Below are 9,342 nucleotides of genomic sequence, written 5' to 3'. Positions count from 1 at the left end.
AACTTATTTCAGGACAAGACAATTCAAACCCGGTTATTACTTTTTTCTATCAGAATGACCTAAATCCTGTTCCGGAGCAATGACATCACGAACACGTTGTTTTAGTTCGGTAATATCAGGAAAGCGGCCTTCCTGTTTTCTTGACCAGACCAACGCATTATCTGCCGTTACTTCAAAAACGCCACCGGTAGCCGGTTTAAGCGTTAATTCTGCAATCTCACCGTCAAAAGTGCTGAGCAGTTCCTGGGCCATCCAGGCGGCCCGCAACATCCAGCGACATTGTGTGCAGTAGGTAATGGTTATGTTATGCATTAATCAGCTTTAATGGCTTCAAAAGTTTGACTGGCCAGCTCCATTGCCTGGGACGCGTCAGCAGAAAGCACATTAAAGTGACCCATTTTCCGACCAGCGCGTGCTTCTTTTTTTCCGTAAAGATGCAGCTTTATATCTGGCTGAGCAAGCAGTTTATCCCAGTGTGGCTGGCTATTGCCCCAAACATCACCTAGCAAATTAATCATCACTACCGGCGAAATTAATTCCGCATTTCCGGCAGGAAGCCCGCAAAGCATCCGAACTTGTTGTTCGAATTGAGATGTGCGACAGGCATCCAGTGTGTAATGTCCGGAATTATGCGGCCGTGGTGCAATTTCATTGGCAATGATATCCCCTTGTTTGGAGACAAAAAATTCAACTGCCATGGTGCCAACATAACGAAGGCCTTCAGCAATTGTACTGGCCATTTCAATCGCCGTTTGCTGAAGTGATTCTGCCGCAATACTTGGCACGGTAGTCGAGTGCAAAATACCATTGATATGCACATTTTCAGCTACTGGAAAAGCGCTGATCTGCCCGTCCTGACTACGCGCCAGCACAACGGATATTTCACGTTCCAAATCGATTCGTTGCTCCAGAACGCATTCTTTTTGGCCTAAGGCCTCGAAGGCCTTATGGACAGCCTGTAAATCTTCACAAACAATCTGACCTTTACCGTCATAGCCAAAGGTTGCGACTTTCAAAATCGCCGGGAAGTTAATCTGGTCACCGATGCTGGTAATATCATCAGTGCTGTTAATACTGACAAACGGCGCGGTGGCAATGCCCTGGGCACGAATAAAGCTCTTTTCAACATTACGGTTTTGCGTACTGGCCAGGGCGGTTGAGGAGGGATGGACAACGGTGCGTTGTTCCAGAAAGGCTAATGTGCTGGCAGGAATATTTTCAAATTCGGTTGTAATTGCAGCGCAACGTTGCGCAAGCTCAGCCAGGGCGGAGTCATCTGTGTAGGCAGCACAAATATGCTCGTCGGCAATAATTCCTGCAGGACTGTTCTTATCGGGATCCAACACAATAACTTTGTAGCCCATGGTTTGTGCTGCAGTCGTAAACATGCGGCCTAATTGACCGCCACCCAGCATTCCTAATGTTGCTCCTGGTAAAATCATTACATCCTCAGTTTTATGCTAGTGGTGGAAGTGTCATATCCAAGACCGCCTGGTGCTGATCTTTACGAAACTGTTCTAGTTTTGCGGCCAGCTTCTGGTCGTGAATGGCCAGCTGGGCAATGGCAAATAAGGCAGCATTGGCAGCACCTGCTTCGCCAATGGCAAAAGTCGCAACGGGTATACCTTTTGGCATTTGAACAATGGATAACAGAGAGTCCTGACCCTTAAGATAACGCGATGGGACCGGCACTCCCAAAACAGGAATTAATGTATTCGCTGCGAGCATGCCTGGTAAATGCGCGGCACCACCGGCGCCAGCGATAATACAGCTTAAGCCTTTGGTTTTAGCCGTTTTGGCATATTCGGTGAGTAGATCGGGTGTACGGTGAGCAGAAACAACTCGGGTTTCATAGGCTATGCCAAAAGCATCCAGTTGTTCCACGGCTTTTTGCATGACAGGCCAGTCACTATTGCTACCCATCACTACACCTACCAGTGGTTTGTCCATTGTTAGTCCGATTTTATTGTCAGAAAAGCAATGCATTTTAGCTATTTTATTGAAAATAGGAAAATTTACTGCAGTCAGTTGCTGTCTAAAAAAAGCAGCTAGAATTGAATGGTGCCGGATCAATCGTTATACTAGGTGATCCTTTCTGCCGTGTTTTTGTGCGACGCTCCTCAGTTTAGACATAGCTGTGCCGGTTTTACTACCGGAATGGAGCTGCGACGGCGCTAACAAACGATGAAGGTATGTGACGTGAGTCAGCCAACAGAACTAACACAAGGTCTATATAGACCTGAATTTGAGCGCGATAACTGCGGATTCGGACTGATTGCTCAGATGGATGGTAAACCCAGTCATTGGCTTATTAAAACAGCCATTGAAGCGCTGGGTAACTTGACCCATCGGGGCGCAATTGGTGCGGATGGTAAGACCGGTGACGGTTGTGGTTTATTGCTTAAAAAACCAGACAGCTTTTTTAAAGCGATTGCGGGAGAACTTGGTTTTCCGCTGGCGCAACGCTATGCGGTCGGTATGGTTTTTCTGTCACAGGACGACAACAAAGCACAGTTAGCCCAGGATACGGTTACCGAAAAACTGACAGAACAAGGTCTGCAGGTATTAGGCTGGCGTGAAGTGCCGGTCGATGCGGAAACAGCCTGTGGACAGGAAGCATTACGTTTGCTACCCAAGATGCGCCATGTATTTGTTAATGCGGGTGAATCGATGGATGATGCAGCGTTTGAACGCAATCTCTACATTGCACGCCGTAAAGCTGAAAAAGCGATTACTGACGATAAAGACTTCTATATACCCAGCCTGTCATCACAAGTGGTTTCTTATAAAGGTCTGGTGATGCCGTCCTATCTGCCGGTTTTCTATAAAGATCTCAGCGATGAGCGTATGGAAACGGCTATATGCGTATTCCATCAACGTTTTTCTACCAATACCTGGCCGCAATGGCGTTTGGCTCAGCCTTTCCGTTATCTGGCACACAATGGTGAAATCAATACCGTTCAGGGTAACCGTAACTGGGCCTTGGCGCGTGGCGCAAAATTTGCGACCTCACTTATTGAAAACATGGAAGACATCCGACCTTTAGTTGGAACAACCGGATCGGATTCATCCAGCATGGATAATATGCTGGAAGCCTTATTGGCGGGTGGTGTCAGTATGTTCCGTGCCATGCGTTTACTTATCCCACCTGCATGGCAGAACGATCCAACTATGGATGCCGATCTGAAAGCTTTCTATGATTTTAATTCCATGCACATGGAGCCATGGGATGGTCCTGCCGGCGTGGTTATCACTGATGGTCGTTATGCCGCATGTACATTGGATCGCAATGGCTTGCGTCCAGCACGTTATGTGATAACCAAAGACCGTCATATTACGCTGGCGTCTGAAGTTGGTGTTTACAACTATCAACCGGAAGATGTTGTGGCGAAAGGCCGTCTGAAACCAGGCCAGATGCTGGCGGTTGATACTCAGACGGGTGAATTGTTGATGCCGGAAGATATCAACGAAATGCTGAAAACCGCTCAGCCGTATCGTGAATGGCTGGAGAATAATCTGCAACGTTTGCAGGATATCCAGGACGATGATCAACACACATTGCCTGAGATTCAGGGCGATGAACTTGAAGTGTTTGAAAAAATGTTCGGTGTCAGCTTTGAAGAGCGTGATCAGGTCATTCGTGTTTTAGGAGAACTGGGTCAGGAAGCAGTCGGTTCAATGGGTGACGATAGCCCGTTTGCCGTCATGTCACAAAAAGCCCGTTCGTTATATGACTATTTCCGTCAACAGTTCGCGCAGGTCACCAATCCACCTATTGATCCATTGCGTGAAAACATTGTTATGTCGCTTGAGACCTGTATTGGTCAGGAACGTAATCTGTTTGAAGAAGGTGAAGATCACGCACAGCGTGTTGTACTGGATTCTCCGGTACTGACCGAGAAACTGTTTAATCATATCCTCAGACTGGGTGATAACGATCCGGAATATAAATCTTATCGTATCTCGTTGAATTACCAGTCGGAAATCGGCCTGGAAAAAGCGATTGATGCGATTTGTGCTGACGCAGAAAATGCGGTGCGTAACGGCAATGTGGTAGTGATCCTCAGCGATCGGGATATTTCCAAAGACACATTACCGGTACATGCCCTACTGGCAACTGGTGCGGTGCATCAGCATCTGATTAAAGCCGGTTTGCGTTGTGATGCAAATATCATTGTAGAAACCGCGACAGCCCGTGATCCACATCATTTCGGTGTGTTACTCGGCTATGGTGCTACAGCGATTTATCCCTATCTTGCTTATGCCTGCCTGCAGGATCTGCGTGCCACCAAGGAAATCCAAAACGTTGAACATGCCGAACTTTGCCGTCTGTACCGTAAAGGTATTAACAAAGGGCTGTTCAAAATCACCTCTAAAATGGGTATATCAACCATTGCCAGCTATCGCGGAGCGCAATTGTTTGAAATCGTTGGCTTGAATGATGTGGTTGTGGACAAGTGTTTCACTGCTACTACCAGTCGGGTAAATGGAGCGGATTTTCAAGCATTACATGCAGATCAGTTGCAATTGGCTAAACTGGCCTGGAATCAACGTAAAAAACGTGACCAGGGTGGCCTGCTGAAATTCATCCATGGCGGTGAATATCATGCTTATAACCCAGATGTTATTGGCACATTACAGAAAGCTGTTCAGGGTGGCAGTTACGATGACTATCAAACCTATGCTGCGTTAGTTAACGAACGGCCGGCGATGGTGTTGCGCGACTTGTTGGATGTCAAGCTAGCCGATACGGCATTAGATATTGAAGAAGTTGAAGATACCGGCGCGATTCTGAAACGTTTTGACAGTGCTGGTATGTCTTTAGGCGCTTTATCGCCTGAAGCGCATGAAGCTTTAGCCATTGCGATGAACCGTTTAGGCGGTCGTTCCAATTCGGGGGAAGGTGGTGAAGATCCGGATCGTTTTGGTAACGAGCGTGTTTCCAAAATCAAACAGATTGCCTCAGGCCGTTTTGGGGTAACACCGCATTATCTGGTTAATGCCGAAGTTTTACAGATCAAAATTGCTCAAGGTGCTAAACCAGGCGAGGGGGGGCAGTTACCGGGTGGCAAAGTTAATCAGATGATCGCTACGCTGCGCCATTCAGTGCCAGGTGTAACATTGATCTCTCCACCGCCGCATCATGATATCTATTCGATTGAAGATTTGGCTCAGCTGATATTCGATTTGAAACAGGTTAATCCAGATGCGCTGGTCTCTGTGAAGCTGGTTTCTCAGGCGGGTGTTGGCACGGTTGCTGCCGGTGTGGCAAAAGCTTATGCAGATTTGATTACCATTTCCGGTTATGACGGTGGTACCGGCGCGAGCCCGTTAACTTCGGTGAAATATGCCGGTGGTCCTTGGGAGCTCGGTTTAAGCGAAGCGCATCAGACTCTGCGTGCCAATGACTTACGTGACAAAGTACGTCTGCAAACAGACGGTGGCCTGAAAACAGGGTTGGATGTCATCAAAGCAGCCATTCTCGGCGCGGAAAGTTTTGGTTTCGGTACCGGACCAATGGTCGCCTTAGGTTGTAAATATCTGCGAATCTGTCATTTGAATAATTGTGCGACCGGTGTTGCAACGCAGAATGAAAAGCTGCGCACACAGCACTTTATCGGTTTACCACAAATGGTAATGAACTACTTCCAGTTTGTAGCTCGTGAAACCCGGGAGTGGTTGGCTAAACTGGGCGTGCGCAGTCTGCAGGACTTGATTGGTCGTACCGATTTGCTTGAGGTCTTGCCGGGTACCACTGCCAAACAGCGTGGCCTGGATTTGCAACCTTTATTGTCGAACGCAGGTGTTCCTGAAGATAAACCGCAATTCTGCCTTGAGCCGAAAAATGAGCCTTATGATAAAGGTGAATTGGCTGAGCAGATGGTGGTGGATATTAAAGACACCATCGTCAATAAAACGGGTGGTGAATTCAGTTACAGTATTCGTAATATTAATCGTTCGATTGGTGCGCGGTTATCCGGTGAAATTGCCAAACTTTATGGTAATTACGGCATGATTGATAAACCGATACGCCTTCATCTGACCGGGTCTGCCGGACAAAGCTTTGGTGTGTTCAATGCGGGTGGTCTGGAAATGCGCCTTGAAGGTGATGCCAATGATTATGTCGGTAAAGGCATGGCCGCAGGCAAGCTGACTATCTATCCGTCACCTGAAAGCGACTTTGAAACGCAAAATGCCAGCATTATCGGTAACACTTGTTTGTACGGCGCTACTGGCGGAGAGCTTTATGCTGCCGGTAAAGCCGGTGAACGGTTTGCCGTGCGTAATTCCGGAGCGATTGCTGTGGTTGAAGGTGTTGGCGACCATGGATGTGAATATATGACTGGCGGCGTTGTTGTTGTGCTGGGCGAGACCGGGCTGAATTTTGGTGCAGGCATGACAGGTGGTCTGGCCTATGTACTGGATGTGGATAACACTCTGGCGGAACGTTATAACGAAGAGCTGGTTGAATTGGTGCGGATCGATGGTGACGAAATGTCAGAAGCCGCTTTGCATCTAAAAGGCCTTATTGAAGACCATGTGCGTGAAACCGGTAGTGTCTGGGCGCACCAGATTCTGGATCGTTTTGAACAGGCGATTAAAGAGTTCTGGCTGGTCAAACCCAAAGCAGCGTCATTGGATGGTTTATTAAAAATTGCCACCAAAGCGGCCTGATACAACTGGTAAAACTATATAACGATGAAAAAAAATACGTTTCAATTTTTAGATGTAGGTCGATTTGACCCTAAAAAACTGGATGCAAGTGTTCGCAAGCAGCAATTTGGCGAAATATACGGGCAATTTGATGCGCCACAGGCAGCAGAACAGGCTGACCGCTGTTTAGAGTGCGGTAATCCTTATTGTGAATGGAAATGCCCGGTACATAACTATATTCCGAACTGGCTGAAACTTATCAGTGAAGGCAATCTGGAACAGGCTGCTGAATTGGCCCATCAAACCAATACGTTGCCTGAAATCTGTGGTCGTGTTTGCCCACAAGATCGGTTATGTGAAGGTGCTTGTACCCTAAATGACGGTTTTGGTGCAGTCACCATTGGCTCAGTGGAGAAATACATTACCGACACTGCTTTGTCACAAGGCTGGCGTCCGGACTTATCCAATGTGGTGGATACTGGTAAGCGCGTGGCGGTGATTGGTGCGGGACCTGCCGGTTTAGGTGCTGCGGATGTATTGGTACGTAATGGTGTTAAGCCTGTAGTGTTTGATCGCTATCCAGAAATCGGTGGACTGCTGACATTTGGTATACCAGAATTCAAACTGGAAAAAGAAGTTGTTAAACGTCGTCGTGAAGTATTGGAAGGTATGGGAGTTGAATTCCGCCTGAATACGGATGTGGGTAAAGATGTCGAGTTTGATGCCTTGCTGGAAGAATATGATGCTGTTTTCCTCGGTATGGGAACCTACACCTATATGAAAGGTGGCTTTCCGGGTGAGGAATTACCGGGTGTCCATGAAGCTTTGCCGTATCTGGTCGCCAATAATAAAAAACTATTGGACTTGCCATCAGAAAACTATGTATCGCTTGAAGGTAAGCGAGTCGTTGTTCTGGGTGGTGGTGACACCGCAATGGATTGTAATCGTACGGCTATTCGTCAAGGTGCGACCAGTGTTATCTGTGCCTATCGTCGTGATGAAGAAAACATGCCGGGTTCACGTCGCGAAGTAAACAATGCACGTGAAGAAGGCGTTGAGTTTATGTGGAACCGTCAGCCGATTGAAATCATTGGCGATGGCAATAAAGTCACTGGTGTAAAAGTCGTCACCACAGCACTAGGTGAGCCTGATGAACGTGGACGCCGTCGTCCTGAACCAGTACAAGGCAGTGAAGAAATTATCGCTGCGGATGCAGTCGTTATCGCCTTTGGTTTCCGTCCAAGCCCTGCGCCATGGTTTGAAAAATTTAATGTCAGTATCGATGATGGTGGCCGTGTTGTTGCTCCCGCTGAAGGAGCCTGCGCTTACCAAACCACTAACCCGAAAATATTCGCTGGTGGTGATATGGTGCGCGGTTCTGATTTGGTCGTAACTGCTGTTTGGGAAGGTCGACAGGCAGCTGAAGGTATTCTTGAATATCTGGAAGTTTAACTCTCCAGTTTTATCTGAACACGTGGCAATCTTATCGCACTGAGTTGGTCATACTCGCTTGAGTCTGATCTCTCAGTGCGATTTTGTTTCTGAGATTAGGAATTGCCATAAATAAAAAGGTGGTCCGGTGTCCGAATTAAAAAATGATCGTTATCTTCGTGCTTTATTAAAGCAACCTGTCGATAAAACCCCGGTTTGGATTATGCGTCAGGCTGGTCGTTACTTGCCTGAATACCGGCAGGTACGCGAAAAGGCCGGTAATTTTATGACATTGTGTACCACGCCGGAACTAGCCTGTGAAGTTACCTTGCAGCCCCTGCGTCGCTTTGATCTTGATGCTTCGATAATCTTTTCTGACATTCTCACTATTCCTGATGCTATGGGGCTGGGGCTGCATTTTGTTACCGGAGAAGGCCCAAAATTTCACAAAACAGTACGCAGCGCAGCAGAAGTAGCCAATCTCAGCGTACCGGATATGGAGGATAGTCTGGGGTATGTGATGGATGCCATTCGCATGACCCGTAGGGAAATTGATGGCAAGGTGCCGTTAATTGGTTTTAGTGGCAGTCCCTGGACACTGGCGTGCTACATGGTCGAGGGAGGTTCGAGCAAGGATTTCGCTAAAATCAAAGCGATGATGTTTGATACGCCACAAGTGATGCATGATTTGTTATCAGTTCTTGCCAAGTCAGTAACGGCTTACTTAAATGCTCAGATCGCTGCAGGTGCTCAGGCCTTAATGTTATTTGATACTTGGGGTGGGGCATTAAGTGGACCAAATTACAGAGAGTTTTCGCTGGCCTATATGCAGCAGATCATCAGCGGCCTGACCAAAGAAAATGAAGGAAGACGTGTGCCGGTAACGATGTTTACAAAGGGGGGGGGCCAATGGCTAAATCATATGGCCGAAGTCGGGGCCGACGCATTAGGCCTGGACTGGACGACCGATATCTCATTGGCACGCTATCAGGTGGGCGATAAAGTGGCCTTGCAGGGCAATATGGATCCCTGTGTGTTATATGCTCAGCCTGAACGCATACAAACGGAAGTAAAAGAAATTCTGAAAGCCTATGGTCATGGAAGTGGCCATGTATTTAATCTGGGGCACGGTATCCACCCTACGATTAACCCGGAGCATGTAGCTGCATTAGTGGATGCCGTACATGCTGAAAGCGTCCAGTATCATCAGTAATTTGTTGAGTTTTAAAACTTTCAGTGTCTTGTCCTGAAATAAGT

At 47.5% G+C, this 9,342-nt stretch carries 6 protein-coding genes; 3 read left to right on the top strand and 3 right to left on the bottom strand.

Annotated elements, in window-relative coordinates:
• Nucleotides 1-36: 36 nt before the first annotated feature.
• From B2337_RS00030 to purE, 3 genes are read right to left on the bottom strand one after another with little or no spacing between them, the layout of a single operon-like run.
• Nucleotides 37-312, bottom strand: a complete 276-nt coding sequence (locus B2337_RS00030; protein ID WP_278389116.1) for a SelT/SelW/SelH family protein — start codon at nt 310-312, stop codon at nt 37-39.
• Nucleotides 312-1,442, bottom strand: a complete 1,131-nt coding sequence (locus B2337_RS00025; protein ID WP_292742470.1) for a 5-(carboxyamino)imidazole ribonucleotide synthase — start codon at nt 1,440-1,442, stop codon at nt 312-314. Before B2337_RS00025 ends, B2337_RS00030 begins: the two co-directional genes overlap by 1 nt.
• Nucleotides 1,443-1,455: 13 nt before the next feature.
• Nucleotides 1,456-1,950, bottom strand: a complete 495-nt coding sequence (purE, locus tag B2337_RS00020) for a 5-(carboxyamino)imidazole ribonucleotide mutase (RefSeq protein ID WP_292742469.1) — start codon at nt 1,948-1,950, stop codon at nt 1,456-1,458.
• 234 nt (nt 1,951-2,184) lie between these two features.
• Here purE and gltB point away from each other — a divergent pair, with 234 nt between their 5' ends.
• The 3 genes from gltB (at nt 2,185) to hemE (ending at nt 9,298) form a co-directional block, all read left to right on the top strand.
• On the top strand, nt 2,185-6,675 hold the full coding sequence (gene gltB, locus B2337_RS00015) for a glutamate synthase large subunit (RefSeq protein ID WP_292742468.1): 4,491 nt from the start codon (nt 2,185-2,187) through the stop codon (nt 6,673-6,675).
• Between the two features lie 24 nt (nt 6,676-6,699).
• Entirely contained in the window at nt 6,700-8,106 is a 1,407-nt protein-coding gene (locus B2337_RS00010; protein ID WP_292742467.1) for an FAD-dependent oxidoreductase, read from the top strand.
• A 127-nt stretch (nt 8,107-8,233) separates the two neighbouring features.
• The gene (gene hemE / locus B2337_RS00005) at nt 8,234-9,298 is read left to right on the top strand and encodes a uroporphyrinogen decarboxylase (protein ID WP_292362667.1); all 1,065 of its coding nucleotides are present in this window, start codon (nt 8,234-8,236) and stop codon (nt 9,296-9,298) included.
• The last annotated feature ends 44 nt before the right edge of the window (nt 9,299-9,342 follow it).

The organism is Methylophaga sp. UBA3192 (assembly GCA_002363955.1).
Lineage (GTDB): Bacteria > Pseudomonadota > Gammaproteobacteria > Nitrosococcales > Methylophagaceae > Methylophaga.
The sequence above is the reverse complement of the archived record's forward strand: the minus strand, read 5'-3'. Positions and strand labels throughout refer to the sequence as shown.